We start from the raw sequence: 21,253 nt of genomic DNA on the forward strand, positions 1-21,253 counted from the left end.
TGCTTAATTAATGCCCTTGCGCTTCTTATATTCCTGATAACGCTGGTTATATTCTTTCAGCTCTTCCTCCTTGAATGTCTTCATATAATGCTCCGGCAGGTCGAGGCGCTCTTTCATCTTTAATGTATTCGAAAGTTCCACGAGCGTATTCACACCGTTTTTGTCTTTGTTCAAATCAAATGCATCATATAAATCGCCATTCACGGTAAAAGCCTTGAATGCCAGTTTGTTTTGATCAATGGTTATGGCCTGGTACAATTGCGTGTTGGAAGCCGCGCGGTCCATCCAGTTTTGCAAACCGATATCATACATTTTCGGGCCGCTCACGGAGACCACATAAATGGGGCCGTCGGGCTTTTTCCGGCTTTGTCCAACGGGAATGTTCAGTCCGCGGCCATAGGTATGGTCGTGGCCTTGGAGCACGATATCGACTTTGTGTTTTTTGTACAATGGCTCCATTTTCTGACGCCATTCGTCATTATCCCGGCCGTTTTTGGTGGAATAAATAGGGTGGTGGTGCACGACGACCGTCCAGCGGTGGGGATTGTTCGTCATCACCCGCTCGAACCAGGCCGCTTGTTTTTTCATCGTCGTCGAGTCGAGAATGGCGGCTTGCGAATCGAGGGAAATGAAGCGCACGCCCTGGTAATCTACGTAATAGGCTGTTTCTGACAGGCCTTCCGGGCCATTTTCCGGCAATGCAAACTGCGGTTTCCAGTGCCGGGACACGAAGAGGTTCCTTTTCTCGTCGCGAAAATATTCGTGGTTGCCCGGCGTGGCCAGGTTCGGCACCATGCCGTTGATCCAGCCGCCTGCTTCGAACCATTCGCCCCACTGGTAATCGGCATTCGAATTGTTGATCAGGTCACCGGCGTGGATCATGAGGTTCGCCTTCGGCATCGTGGCAAATGCCCCGCGCACGGCCCGTGACCACAGCGAGCGAATATCGTTCTGCGCATCCCCGAAATACAAAAACGAAACCGGGGCTGGCTTGTCCGAAGCTGTTTTGAAATGGAACCACTCGCTCCAGGACTTCCCGTCACCGACGCGGTACACATATTGCGTGGCCGGTTTGAGGTCGCCGAAATTGGCTTCGTGGTAATGCACCGTCTTGCCGTCGAGCACGACTTTGTGCGTCGCCGCCTGCACCGTGCGCGCTTTGGCCGGGAAATCGGGCGACGGATCAGCCTCGTGAATGGCCGCTATGGCATTGGAAACGGTGGAATCGGTGCGCCAGTTGACGGCCTGAGACGTAGCCGGGTCACCTTTGTAGCCGAGAATAACCCTGTCGGGGAACGCCGATGCCGGGTAGCTTTTGTTTTCCTGGGCGTGCGTCGCAGCCGCACCGGCAGCTAATAGTATTCCCGCGAAAATGAATCTGAAGTATAAATGACTGAAAGACTGCATAGGAGCTCGAAGCAAATTGTGGTCACAATATTACCCCTTTGCCATGCATTCGGACTAGTTGCGCGGTTCATTTTACAGTTTGATAATATTGAGGGTGGTGCAGCGATACTTGCTCAAGGGTGATAGTGACGAATGAAGTTTCAATGTCGGCAAGGAGATTTCCCACCTAAATGGTTTGGTGCTCCATTACCACCATTTCGCTCCGGCGGTATGTGCCGCGCCAGTGTGGCGGCAACAGATGCTCGGTTAGCACGCGGTGCGCTTGCAGGAAATGAGCTGGCGTAAGCCGGTTTTCCCTGGCATAAATGTAAGCTCGGAAGAGGTCGTTGGGCTTTTGCGTCAGTTCCGGCGGATATTCGATGTGCTGGATTTTATGTTTGACGTAGCTGTCGATTTCCATGGGTTCACCCTCGATTTTGGACGAAGTGATCTTTCAATTCCAAAACCCCTACCTTTGCACCGAAGAAAACGCGCATCCGTGAAAAAGAAGATACTCCTGGTTACCCCGCCATTTACCCAGCTCAACACGCCTTATCCCGCTACCGCTTACCTCAAAGGGTTTTTGAACACCCTGGGCCGCGAGTCGTACCAGGCCGATCTGGGCATTGACGTGATCCTGGAATTGTTTTCCGCGAAAGGTTTAAAAAAGCTTTTTGCCATGCTGGAAGCGTCGGATATCGAGCTCACGGACAATAGTTTCCGCATTTACGCCTTGCGTGACGAATACATTTCGACCATCGATCCGGTGATCCGTTTTCTCAAAAACGGCAACCCCACGCTCGCCCACAGCATCTGCGACCGCAGTTATCTGCCGGAGGCTAGCCGGTTTCAGCAACTGGAAGATCTCGACTGGGCGTTCGGTACCATGGGTATCCACGACAAAGCCCGCCATCTGGCGACATTATACCTGGAAGACCTCGGCGATTTGATCCAGGAGGCGGTTGATCCGCATTTCGGTTTCAGCCGGTATGCGGAGCGCCTGGGGCGTTCTGCAACGAGTTTCGATGAAATGGAAGACGCCCTCGAAGCGCCGGATACATGGCTCTCGCAGACGTTGAAAGATGTGCTGGAACGGAAAGTACGGCAGTATCAGCCCGATATCGTCTGCATTTCGGTGCCTTTTCCGGGTAATTTGTATGGCGGGTTCAAATGCGGGCAGTATTTGAAGGCGCATTATCCGCATATCAAAATCGTCATGGGCGGCGGGTTTGCGAATACGGAACTGCGCTCCCTGGAAGAGCCGCGGGTTTTCAATTATATCGATTTCGTGTGTCTCGACGACGGTGAGGCGCCGCTGCTGTCGCTTCTGGAATATCTGGACGGCGAACGGGAGCTGGCTAACCTGAAACGCGTGTATTCGCGGGTGGATGGCAATGTCGTTTACCATAACGGCGCCAAAGAAAGGGACGTGCCGCAGCGCGAAACCGGCACGCCGGATTACAGCGATTTGCCCTTGCACGACTATCTATCGGTCATTGAAATCGTGAACCCCATGCACCGGCTGTGGAGCGATGGCCGCTGGAATAAACTGACACTGGCACACGGCTGCTACTGGGGTAAATGTTCGTTTTGCGACATTTCCCTGGACTATATCCGCCGCTACGAGCCTATGACGGCCTCGCTGCTCTGCGACCGCATTGAAGAGATCATCGCCCAGACGCAGCAGAATGGGTTCCATTTCGTAGATGAAGCTGCGCCGCCTGCGTTGCTGCGCGACCTGGCATTGGAGATTATCCGCCGGAAGCTAACCGTCGTCTGGTGGACGAACATCCGTTTTGAAAAGAACTTTACCCACGACCTTTGCCTGCTGCTGAAAGCGTCCGGATGCATTGCTATTTCCGGTGGGCTCGAAGTGGCTTCCGACCGCTTGCTGGACCGGATGAAAAAAGGCGTGACCGTCGCGCAGGTGGCGCGTGTGGCAGATGCGTTCACCCAGGCGGGCATCATGGTGCATGCGTACCTGATGTACGGCTTCCCGACGCAGACCGCGCAGGAGACGATCGATTCGCTGGAAATGGTGCGGCAGATGTTCCAGCTCGGCATTGTGCAGTCGGGTTTCTGGCACCGGTTTGCCATGACCGCGCACAGTCCTGTGGGATTGCACCCGGAGGAATTCGATGTGATGCGCCTCGGGCCGGACACCGGCAAATTCGCGAACAACGATTTGGAACACCAAGACCCGCTGGGCGCCGATCATGACCGTTTTGCCGAAGGTTTGCGTAAATCGCTCTTCAATTATATGCACGGCGTATGCCTCGATTTCCCGCTTTCCAAATGGTTCGATTTCCGCGTACCGCCAACGTCCATTCCGCCTAATTACCTCGAAAAGGCCATTCATGAGCCGGCAGAACTCGCCGCGCGTCCGAATGCGATCGTCGTGTGGACGGGCAGCTTGCCGGAAATAGCCGTTTTTGAGGAGAAAAGAGGCAAAAAGGTAGTCGAAATGGCGGAACTCGTTTTTTATAACAAGAAAAAAGAATGGGCCGTAGAAGCCGAGGTGGAAACAGGCGAATGGCTGGCGGCAATGCTGCCTGACCTGCTGATTTCGAATGCGGAGCCTTACGCTTTTGAGCAGTTCAAAACCGGTTTCGAGGCCGCCGGGTTAGGCCCGTTTGAAACATTCCTCAATTCCCGCACGTGGCAGGAATTGAAGAATGGCGGCATGCTGGTGTTATAAAGACTAGTAACGAAGCACTTCGAAATTTTCGAGATTGTCATCGAAAGTGGTGAACACAGCCGGGTAATCCGGTGCGATGCTGCCGATTTTATCCTGCAAACCCAATGCTGTCGCCGGGCGGATCGTTGCCATTTCAATCGCTTCCTGAACCGGTATTCCGATGATTTCAATCGCGTTGCGTACGGCGTCACCCAGTGAAATAGTGGCGCCGGCGAGGTTGCCGTCCGAGTTGACGTACTTTCCGTCTTTCAGGTACGCATCAAATTCCCCCCATTTAAACTGGGTTACCTTTTGACCTAAAAACAATGCATCCGAGATCAGGAACAGTTTGTCGCGCTTGATTTTGTAAGCCACGCTGGCCGCGCCGAAATCGCAGTGGGTGCCGTCGATGATCACCGGCGCATAAACCGATTCCGTGTCGAAAGTGGCGCCCACGAGCCCCGGAGCGCGGTGGCCGAATGCCGACATGGCATTATACAAGTGTGTTACCAACTGAATTCCCTGGTCAAAAGCCGTCATCGCTTCGGCATAAGTAGCATTGGAATGGCCTGCGGAAACGGTAATACCCGATTCGAGGAGCATCGCGAGCTGGTCTTCGGTGAACATTTCCGGCGCGATCGTGATCAGGCGGATCACGTCCCTGCCATACTGAATGATTTCTTCCAACTCTGCATTGGTCGGCTTGCGCACGAATGCCGTCAAATGTGCGCCGCGCTTGACGGGGTTCAAAAACGGCCCTTCCAGGTGCATACCGAGCACGCCCGAATCCGGGTGCTTTTCCATGTAGCTGCGCGTGGCCTCGATGCCTTTCAGGATGTTATCGTGCGGGGAGGTAATGAGCGTAGGGAGCACGTAGGCGGTGCCGGTGCGCACGCTCGCCTGGTAAATGTCGTCGATCGTTTCCTCGTCGGCGCGTTCGGTGAAATAGAACTGCTCACCGCCATTGATATGGCTGTCGAAAAGCCCCGGCGCGAGGTTGGTTACCTGCGGCATGCCGGTTTTGGGCGTGCCGTGCTCGACGCTGCGGATACGGCCCTCTTCGACGACGATAATCTGGTTAAACAGTACTTCTTCTCCTGTAAAAACTTTCTCTGCAAAAAACTGGGTAGACATAATCAAAGGCTCGGTTTAGACGCGCCCAAGAAACAAAAAACGCCGAGCCGTTCAAAGTACTATTTGATAATTATGTCAAATTTGGTGAGGAGGCCGGCCAGGTCCGACGACAGGAATTTAGCCTTGCGGATACTGTTGGCCGTAGGGTCGATCGTGAAGTTTTTACTGGTAGAAAAATCCACGCCTGCGAGGTTGGTACCACTGAAAACCGCTTCCCAGAAGTCGCAGTTGTGCACTTTGCATTTCGAGAGGTCGGTTTGGGTAAAATCCGCATGATGGATTTTGCAGTTATTGAAAATGCTTTTGTTCAGCTTTTTACGCTCAAAAATCGCGTAGTCCAGAATGCAGTTTTCAAAAAAGGCTGCGAATGCGAAATCTTTACTCTCCGAAAAATTGACGCCGGTAAGCTTGCAGTTCACGAACGCTATGTCGGAAATTTTACAATTCTTGACCGACGCGTTGCTCAGGTTACACTCCTCGAAAACGCAGTCGATGAAGTCTATGCCCGCCAGATCGGTCAGCGAGCATTGTTTGAAATGCACCTGCTCGTAGCTGCTTTCCAGCAATGGCTCAATGCTAAAATCCTTGTTTTCAATAATGTCGAAATTGCGGGTATTGCGCATTGAGCCGGTGCGGTATTAAATAAATTGCTTGATAACGGATTTGAGTTGGTCGGCCTGCACCACGCCGGATTGCCGCCAAAGCGGTTTTCCGTTTTTGAAAACGATGAGCGTAGGCACGCCCTGGATCTGGTAGGCTTGCGCCGCCGACTGGTTCAGGTCTACGTCTACTTTAATGATCGTCGCCGCGTCGCCGACATCGGCCTTCACCTGTTCCAGGATCGGCTTCATCATTTTACAAGGGCCGCACCATTCGGCCGAAAAATCCACCAAAACTGGTTTATCGCTGTTGATCAATTCTGAGAATGTTGCCATGATGCCAAGTGTTTTGTCTGAAATGATAACCCATCCGGGCGCCGAAAGGTTTAATCCAAAACCCGGTTAGTGCGCGGCCGTAAAGATCATGCCATCATCCCCAGTTATTCCTCAGAAACTTACCGACGCGCATTTCAATGAATTCGTAGGTGAAATGCGAGTAAAAGATCGTGAGGCCGATCGAAGACGTGAGGGAAATGGCGAACATCATTTCTGTTTCGGGCAGTTTCAGCAGCCTGAACAAAATGATATTGACGAAAATCAATACGATGGCGTGGTTGAGGTAGATGGAGTACGAAATTTTGCCCAGGTATTGGAATGGCCCGCTGTTCAGTATTTGGGTGACAATACCCGTAGAGCTCGCGAAAATGATGATGCCGACGGAGAAAATGAACGGGAACATGAGTTTCCACAAATTGAGCTCCCAATGGTGTACAATGTACATCGCCGCCACCATCAGCAGGAGGAATGGGATTTCAAATGCGGATAATTGAAAATTCCTTTTGCGTAATATCCTTTCCGTGAAGATGCCCAATGCAAAACACAACAGCCCACGCACGTAGCCGTAATCGTAGGCGAGCAGATATTCGCCTCTCGAACAGATGAATAATGCAGAAGCCAGCCCGATGACGGCAAATGCGCCATATTTGAATTTAGCTAACAACAAAACCACAAGCCCGAAAACGATATAGGAAATCATTTCTGCCGAAATGGACCACGACGGGTAATTATTGCTGATCCATGCACCGAATACCGTGCTGGAACCCATGAATGTGAGTGTATCGAACGACGTGTAGAGGTAGTAGGTCAGCCCCAGGCCGCCTACGTTTTTCATCGGGCTGTGCTCGCCGAGCAGGTTGGCGATGACGAATACGACTTCCGTGTAAAACAGCAGCGGAAAAAGGCGTATGAACCGCTTTTTCAGAAAGGTGAAAAAATCGCCGGCGCTGTGGATGCGGTCGACATAGTTGAATGCGATCACGAAGCCGCTGAGCACGAAGAAAAAGTCCACGAACAGGCTCGCATTGATCACAAAAAAATTATTGTAAAGAATGGATTCCTTGAATGCGTTGTGGTGATGGGCGATCACCAGGACTGCAAAAATGCCCCTTAAACCGTCCAGTTGTTCAACTCTGTTCTTCATGCGTGCGATGCCGGGCCTCCGCGGAGGCTCCGCTGCTCGGGGGAGCGTGTCAGGTGGTGGTTACAGTACTTATAGGTTGCGGTACAGGCTTCTTCACCCTCTTGAATCGCGGGATGGCATCGAGGTACTTGATACCCAGGAAGCGGATCATCACCGAATACGGGAACCAGAACGCGATGTCGTACGGCCGCCCGCCGGTGAAAAGCAGCACCATCATCGACAGAAAGAAATAGGCCAGGAAGGTCGTCAGCGGGTTGGTATGCCGGCGCACTTCGCGGATTACGTACAGGAACAGGAAGAAATTGAAGCTCGTAAAGAAAATGAACCCGAAAATGCCGTGGTTCACCCACGATTCGAGCAGGGGAACGTCCAGGTAATCGTTTTTATAACCTCTTCCGAGGAAAATATCCCAGGAAAACAAAGTTTCCATAAACTCCCCGAAACCGCTCACGCGGCCCATTGCAGAGTAATCGACATCGGCTTCTTCGGAAAGCCGTACCCCGGTAGAGGTAAAGATCACGTTCATAATCCGGTCTTCGAAAATATCCCAGTAGCCCAAAAGCAGGTTCAGAATATCGCCGTAGCGAGCCAGGAAATAATTGACGACCAGTAGGATAGCTATGATAAAAATCATATTTCGGAACTTGAACGCACTGCCTACTGCCGAGGCAATGTCCGAAAATTTGAAATGGAACAGGAAATATGCCCCGAATGCAATGCCTAATCCCAGGTAGCTCGATTTCGCCAGCGACAGTACCACCACGCCCATGCCGAAAAGCACGGAAAAAAACAGGAACAGACGGGTGAGCAGATGCTTGGTGTTTCCGAGCAATATCAGGGCCGTGAGCAGGGTGATCACGCCGTTACGGGCCGTAATGTGCGGGTTACCGCCGGGTTGGGCGCCCTCGTTCGCGAAGTTTACCGCCGCACGCATCCCCGGCGTCCAGTTGGGATCGGTGATGAGGGAATAGACGAGGGTGATGTTGGTAAAAAACGAAAAGAGAAAAAGTACCTGTATCAGCGTGTCTTTCACGTCGTTAGGCACGTGCATGAGCAATGCGATGAACCCGAATGTAAACACGAAGTTACCGATGTCGGCGATCGATTTGCCCTGGTGGTTCATGAAAATGAAGTACCACAGCGTCAGCAGCAGGAAGCCAAGCCCGAGGTTGATCAGGATCGTATTCGGCTTGTAAAGGCGTTTGAAAAGCGTGGGAGGCACCATGAGTGTCAGCGCCAGCGAGAAGAAAATCGCGGTAAAAACGCTGCTCGCAGGTCCTACGCCGAGTGTGTCGCGTATAAAGAATATCAGCGGAAACCCGTTGAACATCATGGCGATGCCCATCGAATACCGGAGATAGTTGAAATTTTTGGCTACATTAAATAAGCTCCAATTCATCTGGAAAGCCTGAATCTGATGTACTGAATATCCAATCGCAGGATGAAATAGGCGATTTTACGAACACGGCACCAAAGATACTTGATTTTGTTGACTACGGGGGAAGTGTTCGTTGAAATGTACAATTTTTGTACTCTCGCATGCTCCTCCCGGCCGATGGTCGTCGCGATAGTCGAAGACTTTGCTTCGGCATGCACGCGCAGCGCGCCCCCGAGCCCGTCGATCTTTTTGGTCGTCGTCGTTTTGTGCGACGTATACCGGGTAATGAAGTCGTAATCGAAGGCGAAACGGAACGACTCGTCGAACAATCCATACTTTTCCACCAATGCGCGCTTGAAAAACAGCGACTGGTTGTGTATCTGCATCCCTTCCAGGATCTGGCAGTCGAAGTCGTAGGACGTGGTTTTAAGTATTTCGGTCACTTCGTCGTCGGTGGTGATCATGTACAGGTCGCCATAAAGAATATCGACCGGGTATTTCAAAGCTGCTTCTCCAAAACGCGCAAATGTGCCGGGAAAATATACATCGTCGGAATTTTGGAAGCTGATATACTCGCCCGTGGCTCGTTCCAGGGCTTTATTTATGGCATGTACCTGGCCGCGGTCTTTCTCGGAAACCCACCAGGAAAGGTGTTGCTCGTACTTTTTGATGATGTCGACGCTGCCGTCGTTCGAGCCGCCGTCGACGATGATATATTCGAGGTTCGGGTAACCCTGGTTGAGCACGCTCAGGATCGTGCGTTCAAGAAATGCGGCCTGGTTGTACGACGGCGTGATGATCGTCAGTTTCGGGTACCGTTGGGCATGGCCGGACTGGGTGGAGGCCGGTTTCAATGCCGATACGAAGTTCCGCAGGTCCTGTGTGGTATGTTCTAAAAAATGCATGGAATCCTGTTTCGCTGGTTAAAACTGATCGATATAAGTGGTCAATTGCTTCAATTTGGCGGCAATGCCTTTGCGCATCAGGCGGTTCGGCAGGATGTTGGCAAACTTGCCGAATGCCGGCTCCCCGTTGAGTTCCAGCTCATTCTTCTTTTTAATGACAATGCGCTGGTACTCGATAAATAAAGCCTGGTAAGCCTTGTTTTCGGTCACGAGCGGCGCGTGGTCCGACCAGATCGGGTCGAAATGGCCGAGGCCGGCAAATTCGAGGGAAACGAGTGGCTGCCCGTCGACCTGGTAGCTATTGCCGTTTGCCGTCAGGTTTTTGTTCAAAACTGCGTTCAAACCATAATGCCAGCCTGCATTGTGCAAAGTCGTCGTCGCGGGAACCCATACCGGCACATAGTTAAGCCACAGCTGGTCGGTGTTCATGCCGTTGCAAAGGTCAAAATTCGCCCGGTCGATCGTACGGTGCGCCCACCATTCGAGCATGGCGCGGGTTTTATCCGAGGGCCGTAGGGTCCAGCTTCCAGAGTGGTACATGCCGGCATTCAGTATGCGCTTGTCGTCCAGGATAGGCGATGTCCGCAAAGGCGCTGAGATATTGGGAGTCAAAAACATTTCGGACTCCGCGTTCAGCAGGCCATTGAATGCGCCTTTGAGCAAGGTCGTCGGACTCAAAAAAGTCAGCTGCCGGCATTCCGTATGTTTTTTCAACAATTCCAGTGCGAACCACGGACGGCAGGCGGGCAATAACTCGAAATCGTAATATGCGGCCGCCATCTGGTCCCATCCGGGAATGGAAAGTGCCGAAACCGGCAGCAGTTTCACGTGCCCCGGCAGGTTATCAACCGTAATCGAGTCCACCAGGCCGATGTAAAAAGTATCGCCCGGCTGGTGTTGTAACACAGAATCCGCCAGAGCCAGTGCGTGCGCCAGGTTGGTTCGGTTACAAACTGTGTATATAATATTCATGAACGATTATTCCGTTTCAGGCAAAGTTTTAAAGTAAGGTATTTCACGGATGTTAGCCCCTGAAATGCCCGTCAATGCAAATGGCAGTATGCCTTTATTTTCATATTGGACACCATATTGTACAAAATGGCTGCGTACAACATCCGTCGGCTTGCGCAAATGCGGCCACAGGCGGTTCGGTTCCAGTTCCCAGAATACCGAATCGGCATTCGGCAGCCCGGCGTCGTGGCGGTACGCGTGGGCGGGTTTTTTCTTGCTTTTCAGCACGCCCGTCATCCGCTCGATCCGGCAAAGGTATAGCCCGTTATCGGCATAACCCGACCCGAATACTCGTTTTTCCTCGTCCGAAAGCCCCGAAATGCGTTTCAGCATGCCCGGCGCATTGGCCACCGGGAGAAACGAAGGCGCTTTGATGTAATCATAGCCCTGCTTGCACCAGTAATGGAGCTCGTCTTTGATCACCCAGCTGTTCAGCTCATGAATCAGCAGGAAATCACACCAGTTGAACCGGTCGTAAAAATCGGCCATCAGGAAAAGCTGTCCCAAATGCTGACGGGATTCGAAGTACCGCTTCGGGAAATGCACGACGTCGATTTGCTCCGCATGTTCCCGCACCACCGACAGATCCGCGCCCTCGCCCGCTACGAAAATGATCGGGTATTCGGAAAGGACCTGCAATGCGTGATGCAGTATTTTTTCCTCCGTCGGCGTAATCTGCGTTTCGAGAATCGGGATAATGACGGTTACCAGCTCTTTCATCAGATCGTTTGCAGCTTGCCGATCAGATAATTAACCGGCATTTTCAAATACTTCCTCACGCGCTGGTACCTGCGTACGGGCGCGGGCTTGATGTACGAGCAGGGAAATTGGCGGTAATAGGCATTCCCGTTGCCGATCAGGCTGTCTTTATATAGTTTGAAAAGCGCTGTCAGGTCGGTGCGCCGGCTGAGTTCGAAACGGTCCTGGTATTTGGATAAAATATCCGGTTTTGCAGGGTCGTAGCCGCTGTAATGAAAGAATATCAAAGGATTCTCTTCATTTACATACCAATGCCCGTCGCGCTGCGTGAATGTGCGCTCGTGCAGGTTCCAGTAAGCCGCATTGTAGCCGGGATTTCGTTCGATATGGGTATTTGGCACAAAGACCGGCAGGAAATTCATCCAGTTCTGATCCACGAAAAGGCCGTTGCAAAGATCGATCAGGCATTCGTAGCGCAGTTTTTCCTCCCACCAGGAAATAAACCGGTCGTTTTCCTCCGAGCGGCTGAATGCCACAAAGCCGAGGTTGTACACACCGGTATTGAGGTGGTGCAGCTCGTTCGGCGTCAGCCGGTCGTTGATGGGGGTATTAATGTGCGGCGTAAGGACGGCATTGTGCTTTGCGAGCGACTTTTTAAGCTCGGTAATCGGCTGGAAAACAATGATATCGGGATCGAAATAAATGACGTTCCCGGCCTCTGGATAATGTTTGAAAAAATAGGTAAAGTAAAATGGCTTTACCGCCGTGTTCAGCTCGGTGATATTATAGCGCGCGCACATTTCCTGGAAATCCCGGATCTCGATCTTGTCGATCTCGATCATGGGGTAGGAAGGCGCATAGGCATCTTCAAATGCGACGCCCTGAAGGGTGTCCACCAGACCAATGAAAAACCGGACATCCGGGTTGGTCGCTTTGAGCGAGTCTCCTAATGTCCGGGCTTGCGCGAGGTAGTTGATGGAGCAAATGGTAAAGGCAATGGTCATTGATTGTGCTGTTCCGAAACCTGCAAAGGTAAATACTTCTGAATAATGGCTTCGACACTCGCGACGCTTTTGTCTGTATTATGCCTTTCCAAAACTTTTCTGCGGGCATTTTCACCCAGGGTATTCCGCAGCGACGGGTCGAGGATCAGCTGGATGATCGCGTCCGAAGCGGCCGAAATATCCATATACGGTACCACAAACCCGGCATCGCTTTCGATCAGTTCGGGCGCACCGCCGGCATCTTCGAAGCATACCACCGGAATTTCCTGCAATGCGGCTTCCATCACCACGAGCGGGTATGGATCTTCGCGCGAGCTCAGGAGCAATACGTCGAAGCGGTTGATGTAATCCAGCGCACGCGGAGTGGGCGGGATGAGGATAATCTTGTCGCTGAGGCCCATCAGGCGGATGTCGCTTTCGATGAGCTCGTAAATTTCATGCTGCGGCCCGGCGCCTACCCATACAAAATAGACGGGCAGCGGCTGGGTTTTGCGGATCACCCGGCTGGCGATCCAGTTGAATATGTCGTTACCCTTGCGCCATTCGGCGTTCCCGCATCCGCCGATGACGATCGCGTCTTCGGGAATTTTATAGGTTTTTTCAAGAATATCGTGCTGTACCGCCGCCAGTCGCTGGTCGATATGCTCATGGTCGATGAGCGTGAACGTGCTGACGCGCGTGGCGGGGAAATCGTATTTTTTGATATAATAATCGGCTACCGCATTCGACACCGCGATGAGGTGATCGGTCTTTTTGAGCAGGTAGGCGAGCTGTACTTCCTGGGTGTAAATCTTCACCGACATGGCCAGTTCGTGCACAAAAAGTACAAGCGGCAGATGATGATAGGATTTCAGGAAATCGTAGTAAACTTCCGCATTGGCGATGGAATTGATAAAAACCAGCCCGATATTCTGCTGTTCGAGTTCCGCGAGGACCTTTTCATTGCCCTTTTGCAGCGAACGTTCTTCGTATAATTTCAGCAGGTTGGTTTTGCGGAGAATCTTGCCTGTGAATGGCGGTGTGGTGATTTTCTTGCTGTGATAGAGCCGCGTTACCCCTACAACCTCTTCAAATTCGGCTTCCAGTTCCCCTCCGTTGCAGAGCAGCAAATGCATCGGAACGCCTCGCTCTTTCAATAGCCTTAATAACTGCAGCAACAGCAACTGACTTCCTGCCCTGTTAGCATCATGACTCACGAAAAGTATTTTCTTCTGCTCCATTACCGATATTAGCTAGCTCAGACTGTGGGTTGGCCGGACCCTTAATAGGCTTCGTAACTCAACTTTCCGGGTACTTTTTTCGCTGGATTGCCGACGTATACGCCCCATTCTTCGGTTTCCTTCATAATCGCCGAGGCCATTCCCACCAAAGTTCCCTGCGCGATGGTCGTATAATCGCGGATGGTGGCATTCACGCCGAAGAATGAGTACGATTCTACCACACAATGCCCCGAAAGCACCACATGCGACGTAAAGAAAACGTGGTCTTTGATCTGCCCGTGGTGGCCGATATGGTTGCCGCTCCAGAGCACCACATTGTTACCGATGGTCGTGAAGGGCTGGATGGTATTGTCTTCGAGGATAAAGCAGTTCTCGCCGATTTCGTTGTTGAAAAGCGTCGCACGGGAACTGATATAGGAAATGAACTGGTAGCCTTTCGCTTTGGCGTGGTTGTAAATCGCTTCCCGGTTCCGGTTCATATTGCGGCCGGTCATAGGGGCGAAGAACTTGTACTCCGAAGGCGGGAAAAGCGTTTCCACGTCTTCGAATGCCACTACGGGCAAGCCGTGAAAGTTGTCCTGTTCGATGTATTGGCGATTGACGGTGAAGGCAACAACCTCATGCTCAGAGTCATGGGTCAAATAATAGTGCGCTAGTTCTGCTGTGTCGAGTACTCCAAAAACGATAATCTTCGCCATTCTTAAATTAGTTCGTATGCCTCTAATTGTTTCCTGATTTCTTCGGGACCGTTAAACATCAGCACGTCTATAACAGACAACCAAGGTACGAAAGCATTTTTAAATTGGGGGTACGGGCTAGATATACTTTTTATGAAGTCCAGTCTGATTCCTTCGTTTTCAAATTTGCCTTTGTCGTACAATTCCACGCCGCCAATCGGATTGATGTAGTGGTTTGCCTGTTCCTGTTTACAGATGTCCAGGATGCGGTCCTGTCCTTTCAGGTGTTTATTGTTATATATCGTTGAAGAAGGAACAATCTCCGTGCCTATGCCCATGTACGCGCAGGTTTTTTGCAATGCGTATATAGTTAGTTCGTTAATTGTTTCAACTTCTAAATTTACGATTTCTTCTATGAGTTCAAAAACCTTTTGATAACCGGGAGCTTTCTGATATGATTGCTGGATGGTCTTCAATAACTTTTTCTGCCATTGCTCATGCCTGGCCAATTCCACTTCCAGGATCAGTTTGTTCTGGCTAGCGTCCTTCAACGGGATGGTAATCATGTGCGCTTTCCCGCCGATGAGGATGTTGTTCCGGTTGATCCAGCCCTTGTTGATGAAATTCACATCGTCGTAGATAATGAATTTGTCCACGGCGTTGATCAGCTGGAAATAGCCGATATATGGGAAAATATACGGCTGCATGATGGCGATCGTCATGGTGCGGGCTATTTGAGTTTTCTCAGATAATAATCCTCCCCTTTTTCACTCAAAAAGGTGCGGTGATACAATGTCGTATCGGAACCGAGCCGGATGTCGGTAGGTAATGCACGGATCTTGCTCGTGTCGTTGACGACGGAGCGTGCGTAAAAAAGGTAATCGGCGTCTTTCGGGATCGGGCGCAAACCTTCTTCGAACGGGTTGATCGAAATCAGTCTGCGGGTCAGGTCCTTACCATAGAGCGGGTATTCGAAGTCGCTGTTCACGGTCGCCAGCGCCACGGTAGCATTCTCCGGCACAATGGAATCGAAACGGACGTATGCTTTGGTAATGTCAGGCCGTGCGAAGGTCTGGTAAGGAATGCGGTCCATCGTCAGTGCCGATTCCATCCCGAACGAGGCGAACGGCAAACAACGGATATTCAGGTACACCGCCATGATGGCAGAAATGCAGGCCAGGCCTACTACCATCATAATGTAGCCCTTCCAGACATTGCGGCGAGGCTTGATGATCGACAACCGGTGGTGCGAGAACAGCAAAAGCAGGAAAAGCACGCCGAAAAGCCCGGCTTCCATAAAATAGCGGCCTTTGAACGGATCGTAAGCCGCCGAGTAGGAAATCGTAGCCAGGTTCAGGCAGAATGCGATCACGAGGAAGAAATGCACCCGTGACCGGAATACACGGATCAGGACCAGCAGCATGATCGGCAGGATCAATGCAAAGCCGAAAACGCCCCAGTACGGGTTCGCATTGTAATAATAAAATCCGCGCTGGAATGCGAAGGGCACGATGGTGAAATCCGTTTCCTCGTCCAGGCGCATGCGCAGTTTATCTTCCAGGAATACGAGTGGCTTGCGGATAGCTGTGTTAAGGTCATAGCCCCATTGCGCATTGCGGATCCCGTCGAGGTTGCAGAAATCGTAAGCGTAGCGGACCACGTTGCGGCTGCCCTGCTCGAAGAGGTTGCGCGGCCCGCCCGCCCGCTCGTACGATTGGTGATACCGTGCCGTCGGCGGCCCGATCGGGTGCCCGAAAACCTGGATATTGCGGATATAGCCCGTTGGAATAGTGTATATCAATGCAAACAGGGCGATGGCAAGGCCAAGCCGGAACGTCCTTTCGAAAAATACCTTGAAATTGGGCGCGAGAAAGACGGTGTAGATCATGATCACAAATACCGACGGCATCAGCAATGCAAACGTAGCTTTATGACCGGTCACCATCGCGAATACCAGCCCGGTAAGGTACAAATAGCGGTTGTCGCGGCTGGTGTAGAAGGTGAACAGAAAATAGAGCAGGCAGCTCAGGTAGGCCGTCAGTACGATATCCGTTTCCGTTGTTACGGCCTGCATCAGGAAGTCCAGCAGCATGCTGTACGCCAATGCGCAGAAGAAGCTCGCCGAAAGGTTCCGTCCGATCCTTTGTGCAATACCAAACACAGACACCAGCGTCACATAATACGCCATCTGGTGAATGAGTTTGAATGCATTCTCGATGTCGCCGCTGATCAGGTAGGTGTAAATGTGGATCGTCGTGAGGCTTTTCGGATAGGTATCCATATTCCAGTTGGCCCCGCCGAAATGCTCCATCGTGCCCCGCTGAATGTAACGGATAGCCCGGTTGAGGTGGCCCGTCATGCTATCCCATTCATTGGGAGCGGTGAAGAGTACCAATATCAGGTTGGTAATGCCGATGATCGCCAGTGTCAGGAACATCGCCCCGAAAATGACTTTCAGGTAGAGCGACAATTCCCTCGTCCAGAGCCGGAAAGTCGAAACCCGGTTCCCGAACAGTCCCCGAATGGTGTAATGCGGATTGTGCGGAACAAGCCTTGTCCAGAGCAGGTAATGCAATGCAAGCACGAGGTAGGTACCGCCGATCCAGGCAAAAACATTGGCCGTAAGGTCCAGCGCCGACAGTACAAAGCCGGCAGGGATAATGCTACCGGCGAAAAGTAGGAAAGATATGATGATCAGCTCCGTAAGAGAGGGTTGAGCAATCTTTTTTGCAACAAAACTGATCCCGTATAAAAACAGAAAGAAAGTTAGCCAATAAAAAATGACCATGCGACTATGGTGATAGATGACCGTTGATAATGCGGGAAATGCGTTCGATGTCCTCGTAAGGCAGCCCCACATATAATGGCAAACTTAACACTCTTACCGCGATATCCTCGGAAACAGGACATGCAATTTGCCTTGGCATGAAAGAAAGCGTATTCAACGACGGGTAGAAATACCGGCGCGGAATGATGTCATCGGCTTTTAATGCGTCCATCACCCGGAACATTACTTCTTCAGAAGGGAACACCACCGGGTAGTAGGCATAGTTATATTCGATGTCGGCGCTCAATGTGGGCTTGTAGAGAATGTCCCAGTTGAGCAGGCTGTCGTAAGCGGCAAAAACGTCTTTACGCGCCTGGATAATCGCGGGTACGTGGGGGAGATTGACCAGGCCCATCGCCGCGTGGAACTCGGAGTTCTTGCCGTTAATGCCGGCAAACTCGTAGTGTTCGTCGCCCTGGTGGCCGAATGCGCGCAGCAAATGCAGCTTGCGTTCGAACTCGGAATCGTTGTGGTTGTAAATTAATGCGCCGCCTTCGATGGTATGGAACACTTTCGTAGCGTGGAAGCTGCAAGTGCTCAGATCGCCGTAAGCCAGGAGCGATTTGCCTTTATAGGTAACGCCGAACGCATGCGCGGCGTCGTAAATGACTTTCAGGTTGTGTTTTTTCGCAATCGCTTCGATCGCCTCCACGTCGCAGGGGTTGCCGTATACGTGCGTCGCGAGAATGGCCGAAGTGTCCGGTGTGATGGATGCTTCGATCAGGCCCGCATTGATATTGAATGTTGCCGGATCGATGTCCACGAAAACCGGTGTGCAGTTTTCCCACAAAATCGCATTGGAAGTAGCGCAATAGGAGAAGGGCGTCGTGATGATCTCGCCTTTCAGCCCGAGTGCCTTGATCGCGATTTGCAGAACGATCGTTCCATTACCGCAGAAATACAGGTTGTCGACGTTCAGATATTCTTTAAGCTGTCCTTCAAGCTTTTGTAAAAGCGGTCCGTTGTTGGTCAGGTAACCACGTTCCCAGATGCCACGGACATATTGCAGATATTCTTCCTGGTCAGGTAGAAAGGTTTTAGTGACGTTAATCATTCACTACGTGTTCAGATTGGCGAATGGAAAAATTGAGTTGAGGGCGAATATATCCGGGCCATTTGCCATACCAGGTCACATTTTCACGGTAATCCTCAATATCAAATACAAGGGCTTCCTCCATATTATACAACACGGTGCTCGTGTCTTTCACGATCATCATCGATACCACGTACGAGCCGTCGTTGAGGAAGTTGCCGGGGATTTCGCAGGTCCCGCGCACGAGCCCCTTCGAGAAGCTTTCGGCGGCGGTGCCTACATTGAAAATACATTCTCCCGTAAACGTGTACAAGTGCATGCTCAGGTTGAGCGAGGCGCCTTCCACGAGGTTCCAGAATTCAAACTGGAAGTTGATCGGCGTACGGACGTCGATATGGTTGAGGTCGTCCTGGTATTCGGGGAAAAGTTTGAAACTCTTCACGCGTACCTGGTCGTTACCCGGTGCCGATTCGATATTGTCCCAATGCTTTTCCAGCGATTTGTGCGAGACCTTACTCAGGTAATTCGTCACGATATGGGTGGTTTCGCCCTGGTCGATCAGCCGCCCTTTTTCGAAATAGAATGATTTGTTGCAAAGCGCCTGGATGGCCGTCAGGTTATGGCTCACGAAAAGCAGCGTGCGGCCGCTTTCCGACACGTCGCGCATTTTACCGAGACATTTTTTCTGAAATTCGGTATCACCTACGGCAAGTACTTCGTCCACGATCAGGATTTCGGGGTTCAAATGCGCTGCAATAGCAAAGCCAAGACGAACGTACATCCCCGAAGAATACCTTTTAACAGGTGTATCCAGGAATTTTTCCACGCCTGCGAAATCGACGATGGCGTCGAACGACTGGCGGATCTCGCCTTTCGACATGCCCAGAATGGCACCGTTGAGGAAGATGTTCTCGCGGCCGGTTAGTTCCGGGTGGAAACCGGTACCTACTTCGAGCAAGCTGGCAATGCGGCCGTCGATCTTGATCTGACCGGTGGTGGGCTCGGTAATGCGGCTGAGGATTTTCAGCAGGGTCGATTTTCCTGCACCATTATGCCCCACAATGCCGATCCGGTCGCCCTTATCGATGCTGAAATTGATGTCCTGTAATGCCCAGAACTCCTCTTTCTCCGCAAATCCGTTATCCTGTTTCCGTGAAAAAACCTTGTTAACCGTATCGGAAACAATGTCACGTAAACCGGACGAGCCGTTTTTGCGCTGGTGGTCGATGATATATTTTTTGCTGATATTCTCAGCTACGATTACAGACATGCCCAAGAGTAAATGTTTCAGATATGATCAACGAAAGTATTCTCCTTTTTGCGGAAATAGATCAGCGACATGATCAGTATAATCAATGAAATGGCCGCGGTGGAATACAGGCTATCCGGATTGAAATATGCTTTATCTCCCAGGAGACACCAGCGGAAACCGTCGATGATCCCAACGAGCGGGTTCAGATTGTAATATTTCTCAAACCATGTGCCTTGTGCCAGCGTGCTGCTGTACGCAACCGGGCATGCATACATCCCTACTTGAACCATGAACGGAATTAACTGACCAATATCGCGGAAGCGCACATTCAGCACCGCAAAAAACAGGCCAAAACCCATTGATGTAATAAATGTAAGTAAAATGAAGCAAGGAAGAAACACGATTTGCCAGCTGATAGGGTGCTGGAAGAATGCCGTCAGGACGAGAAAGATGACAAAAGTGATCAAAAAGTCGACAAAACCCACGGCGATCGAGCTCAGCGGCATAAGCAGCCTCGGGAAGTAAACCTTTGAAACCAGGTTGGAATTGATCAGGATACTGTTGCTGATCTGGGTAAATGTGTTGGCAAAAAAGGTCCAGATCGTCAATCCGCTCAAAACCATCAGCGGGTAGGGAACGCCCGGGTCGCTTTTGATCTTGGCCAGGTAGCTGAACACGAATACCATGACGATCATCGTCATGAGCGGGCGCAATACGCTCCACGCCACGCCCAGGAGCGTTTGTTTATAACGAACGGAAATGTCCCGTTTCGAGAGTATCCAGAGTAATTGACGGTTCAGCCAGAGGTCTTTCCAGTAATCTTTTTCAGAACCACCGGCCTTGATCGTAATAGAGTGTTGAGTTGCCATGATTATGCCGTTACTACCTCCTTGCGTACAGTGGTGGTAGGGGTAGTGGGTGTCGAGAACACGGTTCTGAAATAAGTCAGGATCAGCGCGATCATCAAACCTGCCAGCGCACCGATTTTTGCATTCCGTTTGTCCTCATACTTCACGTCCAGCGGGACTTTGATACCTTCGATTTCCGTGAAAAGCGGGGCTTCCTTGACGAGGGAAACGCGCATTTTTTCGGCATTGGCCATTGCCTCGTAGTACAGCTGTTGCAGGAAGGACGATTTCCGTTCCATACTGGTAGCCGATACTTTGGCTTCCGGCATCATGATCTGGGCGCTGTAATCGAGCTGTCGGGCCAGTTTATGTTCTGCGATACCCAATACCGACGCCAGGGAATCGGCGCGGCTCTGGAGCAGGCGAAGCGTCTTGCGCGTTTTCTGTGTCTGGTTTTCGGTATACATTTCTTCCACCGTTTCCAGCAGCGTGGTTACCCACATACCTGCAAGGTGCTCGTTCTCCATTTTGGTGGAAATCTGCGTAAATGACGATTTCCGGTCGAGCGATGCAATCTCTGTTGCCTCGGCGGCACGCTTCACGATCGAGTTCAGGTTAATGCGTGCGTTGAGGTCCATTTTCTTCACGTCGTTGGTCTCGAAATGGAATTTCTGCAAATCCGGGTAATCGGCCCAGTCGGAAGTTTTGATACCGCTGGAATCGATATAGAAGTTGGCGAAGATCTGTTTTTTGCCGTTGATCTCCACTTCTTTCATGAGGTTACGCTCCAATACGGGGCGTGATTTCACGAAGTAGAAGAAGTTTTCTCCAGTAAAAATGTTTGCATCCGGCTGTGCCCCGAGACCCAGCAGGCCCGCCACGTCGCCAAAGCCCGAGCTGGCACCTGCCGCACCGAGGTTGAACACGACGGTCGCTTCGTAGGTAGGCGGCTTGTTCTGGTAAGTATCCATGCCGTAACCGATGCCGAAGCCGACCACCGGCAGCAGCAAAAGCCACGGCCAGTTGCGGATCAATGCATTTTTGACTACCAGTACTTTCTCTACGACATCCTGTGGGGATAGTTCGTCGTCCGGAATTTGATGTGTGTTCGCTGTCGCCATGA

General features: G+C 51.4%; 20 protein-coding genes. 1 reads left to right on the plus strand and 19 read right to left on the minus strand.

The features are described 5' to 3' along the window. Positions 1-3 precede the first annotated feature (3 nt). Positions 4-1,407 (minus strand): purple acid phosphatase family protein, encoded by a 1,404-nt coding sequence (locus H144_RS0102595; RefSeq protein ID WP_019940470.1) that lies wholly within the window; start codon positions 1,405-1,407, stop codon positions 4-6. 166 nt (positions 1,408-1,573) lie between these two features. Continuing rightward, positions 1,574-1,807, minus strand: coding sequence for a hypothetical protein (locus tag H144_RS0102600; RefSeq protein ID WP_019940471.1), 234 nt, complete (start codon positions 1,805-1,807; stop codon positions 1,574-1,576). Between the two features lie 78 nt (positions 1,808-1,885). Here H144_RS0102600 and H144_RS0102610 point away from each other — a divergent pair, with 78 nt between their 5' ends. After that, complete coding sequence (locus H144_RS0102610) at positions 1,886-4,084, plus strand: B12-binding domain-containing radical SAM protein (protein WP_019940472.1); 2,199 nt, start codon at positions 1,886-1,888, stop codon at positions 4,082-4,084. 3 nt (positions 4,085-4,087) lie between these two features. Here H144_RS0102610 and nagA read toward each other — a convergent pair whose 3' ends face one another. The 17 genes from nagA to H144_RS0102695 form a co-directional block, all read right to left on the minus strand. Then, the gene (nagA, locus tag H144_RS0102615; RefSeq protein ID WP_019940473.1) at positions 4,088-5,197 is read right to left on the minus strand and encodes an N-acetylglucosamine-6-phosphate deacetylase; all 1,110 of its coding nucleotides are present in this window, start codon (positions 5,195-5,197) and stop codon (positions 4,088-4,090) included. A gap of 59 nt (positions 5,198-5,256) precedes the next feature. Further along, positions 5,257-5,820 carry a pentapeptide repeat-containing protein gene (locus tag H144_RS0102620; protein WP_019940474.1) on the minus strand — a complete coding sequence of 188 codons (564 nt, stop codon included), beginning with the start codon at positions 5,818-5,820 and terminating at the stop codon, positions 5,257-5,259. A gap of 15 nt (positions 5,821-5,835) precedes the next feature. Further along, complete coding sequence (gene trxA, locus H144_RS0102625) at positions 5,836-6,132, minus strand: thioredoxin (protein ID WP_019940475.1); 297 nt, start codon at positions 6,130-6,132, stop codon at positions 5,836-5,838. Positions 6,133-6,226: 94 nt separating this feature from the next. Next, entirely contained in the window at positions 6,227-7,276 is a 1,050-nt protein-coding gene (locus tag H144_RS0102630) for an acyltransferase family protein (protein WP_033402353.1), read from the minus strand. Between the two features lie 49 nt (positions 7,277-7,325). Next, positions 7,326-8,675, minus strand: coding sequence for a hypothetical protein (locus H144_RS0102635; RefSeq protein WP_019940477.1), 1,350 nt, complete (start codon positions 8,673-8,675; stop codon positions 7,326-7,328). After that, complete coding sequence (locus tag H144_RS0102640) at positions 8,672-9,559, minus strand: glycosyltransferase family 2 protein (RefSeq protein WP_019940478.1); 888 nt, start codon at positions 9,557-9,559, stop codon at positions 8,672-8,674. The genes H144_RS0102635 and H144_RS0102640 overlap by 4 nt, the downstream gene beginning before the upstream one ends. A gap of 18 nt (positions 9,560-9,577) precedes the next feature. Then, positions 9,578-10,531, minus strand: a complete 954-nt coding sequence (locus H144_RS0102645) for a hypothetical protein (protein WP_019940479.1) — start codon at positions 10,529-10,531, stop codon at positions 9,578-9,580. A 6-nt stretch (positions 10,532-10,537) separates the two neighbouring features. Continuing rightward, a complete protein-coding gene (locus H144_RS0102650) occupies positions 10,538-11,290 on the minus strand; it encodes a DUF5672 family protein (RefSeq protein WP_019940480.1) in 753 nt (250 codons plus the stop codon). After that, positions 11,290-12,273 carry a glycosyl transferase gene (locus tag H144_RS0102655; protein WP_019940481.1) on the minus strand — a complete coding sequence of 328 codons (984 nt, stop codon included), beginning with the start codon at positions 12,271-12,273 and terminating at the stop codon, positions 11,290-11,292. Before H144_RS0102655 ends, H144_RS0102650 begins: the two co-directional genes overlap by 1 nt. Next, positions 12,270-13,493, minus strand: coding sequence for a glycosyltransferase family 4 protein (locus H144_RS0102660; protein ID WP_026350359.1), 1,224 nt, complete (start codon positions 13,491-13,493; stop codon positions 12,270-12,272). Before H144_RS0102660 ends, H144_RS0102655 begins: the two co-directional genes overlap by 4 nt. 41 nt (positions 13,494-13,534) lie before the next feature. Then, positions 13,535-14,191, minus strand: coding sequence for an acetyltransferase (locus H144_RS0102665; protein ID WP_019940483.1), 657 nt, complete (start codon positions 14,189-14,191; stop codon positions 13,535-13,537). Between the two features lie 2 nt (positions 14,192-14,193). Further along, positions 14,194-14,892, minus strand: a complete 699-nt coding sequence (locus tag H144_RS0102670; protein WP_019940484.1) for a WbqC family protein — start codon at positions 14,890-14,892, stop codon at positions 14,194-14,196. 8 nt (positions 14,893-14,900) lie between these two features. After that, positions 14,901-16,958, minus strand: coding sequence for an ArnT family glycosyltransferase (locus H144_RS0102675; protein ID WP_019940485.1), 2,058 nt, complete (start codon positions 16,956-16,958; stop codon positions 14,901-14,903). Positions 16,959-16,962: 4 nt separating this feature from the next. After that, positions 16,963-18,051: a DegT/DnrJ/EryC1/StrS family aminotransferase gene (locus H144_RS0102680; RefSeq protein ID WP_019940486.1), complete on the minus strand. Its 1,089-nt coding sequence runs from the start codon at positions 18,049-18,051 to the stop codon at positions 16,963-16,965. Then, complete coding sequence (locus tag H144_RS0102685) at positions 18,044-19,300, minus strand: ABC transporter ATP-binding protein (RefSeq protein WP_019940487.1); 1,257 nt, start codon at positions 19,298-19,300, stop codon at positions 18,044-18,046. The genes H144_RS0102680 and H144_RS0102685 overlap by 8 nt, the downstream gene beginning before the upstream one ends. A gap of 17 nt (positions 19,301-19,317) precedes the next feature. Beyond that, positions 19,318-20,151: an ABC transporter permease gene (locus H144_RS0102690; protein ID WP_019940488.1), complete on the minus strand. Its 834-nt coding sequence runs from the start codon at positions 20,149-20,151 to the stop codon at positions 19,318-19,320. Positions 20,152-20,153: 2 nt separating this feature from the next. Next, positions 20,154-21,251: a GumC domain-containing protein gene (locus H144_RS0102695; RefSeq protein ID WP_019940489.1), complete on the minus strand. Its 1,098-nt coding sequence runs from the start codon at positions 21,249-21,251 to the stop codon at positions 20,154-20,156. Positions 21,252-21,253 lie beyond the last annotated feature (2 nt).

This window comes from Dyadobacter beijingensis DSM 21582 (assembly GCF_000382205.1).
Taxonomy (GTDB): Bacteria; Bacteroidota; Bacteroidia; order Cytophagales; family Spirosomataceae; genus Dyadobacter; species Dyadobacter beijingensis.

Coding starts and splice junctions, on each gene's coding strand:
- H144_RS0102595 (WP_019940470.1), bottom strand. CDS start 1,407: ATGCAGTCTTTCAGTCATTTATACTTCAGATTCATTTTCGCGGGAATA.
- H144_RS0102600 (WP_019940471.1), bottom strand. CDS start 1,807: ATGGAAATCGACAGCTACGTCAAACATAAAATCCAGCACATCGAATAT.
- nagA (WP_019940473.1), bottom strand. CDS start 5,197: ATGTCTACCCAGTTTTTTGCAGAGAAAGTTTTTACAGGAGAAGAAGTA.
- H144_RS0102620 (WP_019940474.1), bottom strand. CDS start 5,820: ATGCGCAATACCCGCAATTTCGACATTATTGAAAACAAGGATTTTAGC.
- trxA (WP_019940475.1), bottom strand. CDS start 6,132: ATGGCAACATTCTCAGAATTGATCAACAGCGATAAACCAGTTTTGGTG.
- H144_RS0102630 (WP_033402353.1), bottom strand. CDS start 7,276: ATGAAGAACAGAGTTGAACAACTGGACGGTTTAAGGGGCATTTTTGCA.
- H144_RS0102635 (WP_019940477.1), bottom strand. CDS start 8,675: ATGAATTGGAGCTTATTTAATGTAGCCAAAAATTTCAACTATCTCCGG.
- H144_RS0102640 (WP_019940478.1), bottom strand. CDS start 9,559: ATGCATTTTTTAGAACATACCACACAGGACCTGCGGAACTTCGTATCG.
- H144_RS0102645 (WP_019940479.1), bottom strand. CDS start 10,531: ATGAATATTATATACACAGTTTGTAACCGAACCAACCTGGCGCACGCA.
- H144_RS0102650 (WP_019940480.1), bottom strand. CDS start 11,290: ATGAAAGAGCTGGTAACCGTCATTATCCCGATTCTCGAAACGCAGATT.
- H144_RS0102655 (WP_019940481.1), bottom strand. CDS start 12,273: ATGACCATTGCCTTTACCATTTGCTCCATCAACTACCTCGCGCAAGCC.
- H144_RS0102660 (WP_026350359.1), bottom strand. CDS start 13,493: ATGGAGCAGAAGAAAATACTTTTCGTGAGTCATGATGCTAACAGGGCA.
- H144_RS0102665 (WP_019940483.1), bottom strand. CDS start 14,191: ATGGCGAAGATTATCGTTTTTGGAGTACTCGACACAGCAGAACTAGCG.
- H144_RS0102670 (WP_019940484.1), bottom strand. CDS start 14,892: ATGACGATCGCCATCATGCAGCCGTATATTTTCCCATATATCGGCTAT.
- H144_RS0102675 (WP_019940485.1), bottom strand. CDS start 16,958: ATGGTCATTTTTTATTGGCTAACTTTCTTTCTGTTTTTATACGGGATC.
- H144_RS0102680 (WP_019940486.1), bottom strand. CDS start 18,051: ATGATTAACGTCACTAAAACCTTTCTACCTGACCAGGAAGAATATCTG.
- H144_RS0102685 (WP_019940487.1), bottom strand. CDS start 19,300: ATGTCTGTAATCGTAGCTGAGAATATCAGCAAAAAATATATCATCGAC.
- H144_RS0102690 (WP_019940488.1), bottom strand. CDS start 20,151: ATGGCAACTCAACACTCTATTACGATCAAGGCCGGTGGTTCTGAAAAA.
- H144_RS0102695 (WP_019940489.1), bottom strand. CDS start 21,251: ATGGCGACAGCGAACACACATCAAATTCCGGACGACGAACTATCCCCA.